The 2122-nt window shown below is 38.0% G+C and carries 1 protein-coding gene and 1 pseudogene; both read left to right on the forward strand.

Annotated features, from left to right (window positions below; all coding sequences use genetic code 11):
* A pseudogene (locus BQ7314_RS16175) lies at positions 1–115 on the forward strand (IS30 family transposase); the annotation flags it as partial.
* Between the two features lie 568 nt (positions 116–683).
* A complete protein-coding gene (locus BQ7314_RS13485) occupies positions 684–2051 on the forward strand; it encodes an alkaline phosphatase PhoX (protein ID WP_174484213.1) in 1368 nt (455 codons plus the stop codon).
* Positions 2052–2122: the final 71 nt, after the last annotated feature.

Genomic DNA, 2122 nt, shown 5'->3' on the forward strand with positions numbered 1-2122 from the left:
TAAGCTTAATAATCGACCTAAAAAATGTCTGAACTACAAAACACCTTATGAAGCTTTTGAAGAGCTAACTGGGGTAGATATAAAAAATTTACTGGGTTATGCACTTATGACTTGAATTCAGGTAACAACAATAGGAATAAAAGCTAAAATTCCGATTAGAAAATAATTGGCAGTGCGTTTTAAAAATGCATTCATAGGGACCCCTCTTTTTATTGTTATAGGTGCATCAAAAATGCTCGTTAGAGCTGAATTTTTAGCTTATTACATCGCGTAATAACGCTTATAATTTTTTTGTACAGAGATATACTTTAATTCAGCTTTCGAATTTAAATCTGTAAGCAATTGAAGTGTATCTATAAATAGATATTTTGGTGCTACTTAACATATTTTTGGTATGATTTTTAATTCTTACTTTTCAATTTGTTACGCAGAATATTAAATTTAATCACTATTTTCGAAGGCTGGGCTAAGAGTTTACTGTATTTCGTTGTAATTTAAACGGAATATTTTTGTTTTTTTCAGTGGGATCTTGTTTTTTTTAAGGGAGTATTTCTTATTATTTTTGTCATATTATTGTAATTAACTTGACATCCCCTTGTCATAAAATCTCTTTACAGTAGCTGCAAGTATCAAACTGATACTTGCAGCCTTAGTATGCCCATAATTCAAGGGGGAAATAACTTATGAAATACAAACTTTCTAAAATCCTTATATCTTCTATTCTAGCCAGCAGCGCAGTTGCTCAGGCTGAAGATGTATTACAATTTTCAAATGCACCCGTACCAACGAATGATTTTGATAAGCGTAGCGTCTTAACATCGCAACAAGTAAAAGTTGGCAAGGCCATTGTTGATTTTAAGTATAATACCATTATGCGTTCAGGGGCTAACCCCGCGGGTTCAGCAGCTCCATTTGGAACTATTTTTGATATTGAAGGCCAGCCCATTAAATCTGAAGATGGCTCGGTTCATGTCGCAAGTGATAATGACTTTTCATCATTAATTACGGGAGGTGATGGCAAGGTTTATATGGTGTCACATTTTGAAACACGTCCTGCAGCGATGTATGTGACTGAAATGGATCAAAACCCTTCATCAGGTATTTTAACGGCTAAACGTACTCGCCCCTTAGATTTTTCAGCGTTTAATGGCGGTTGGGTACATTGTGCAGGTAGTGTTACACCTTGGGGAAATCATTTAGGCTCAGAAGAATACCCACCAGATGCTAAACAATGGCGTGATAATACGATCGATGGCTATAATGCAGCTATGGTGCGTTATTTTCCTGTTGCTCGTGGTGCTGCAGATGCTGATTTACCAGCATTAGCTCTACAGCATATGAACCCTTATGATTACGGTTATACCGTTGAGGTCAATGTCGCGGATTACGATAATACTTCAGTGGCAAAGCATTACTCAATGGGACGTCTTGCGATTGAGTTATCTAAGGTTATGCCAAATGAAAAAACTGTGTATACCTCAGATGACGGCTCGCATGTTGGATTATTCCGCTATGAAGCAGATACAAAAGGTGACTTAAGTTCAGGTGAGTTGTTTGCCGTTAAATTTCACCAAACATCGCCATGGACAAATGATACAGAACGTAAGTATGACCTTGATGGTGGGGCAGGAACGCTCAGCTGGATTAGCTTAGGTAAAGCATCTGACGCTGAGGTAAAAGCCATTATAGACAGCGGTGTTAAATTTTCAGATATCTTTACTGAAGATAGTGCGGATTGTCAAGCTATCAATGCGGGTTATGGTGATGAATGTTTAGCAGTTAAGCCAGGCATGGAAAAAGCAGCTTCACGTTTAGAAACTAGACGTTATGCTGCATTACAAGGCGCAACGGTTGAATTTGAAAAAATGGAAGGTATTACGCTAGACGAGTCTACCAATACTATGTACCTAGGCATGTCACGTGTCAGAAAGGGAATGAGTGATGGTAAAGGGGATATGAGTGTGCCGTTTAATTACTGTGGTACTGTTTATGCCTTAGATTTGGATAGCAATTATATTGCAACAAGCATGCATGGAGCTATTTCTGGTTAACGGTGTCCGACATTTTATTACAGATATGCCATCAAAACAGGTCGGAGCTTGCGCTCAAAGAGCCATGTGGC

The sequence above is a fragment of the methanotrophic endosymbiont of Bathymodiolus puteoserpentis (Logatchev) genome (genome assembly GCF_900128525.1).
Taxonomy (GTDB): domain Bacteria; phylum Pseudomonadota; class Gammaproteobacteria; order Methylococcales; family Methylomonadaceae; genus Methyloprofundus.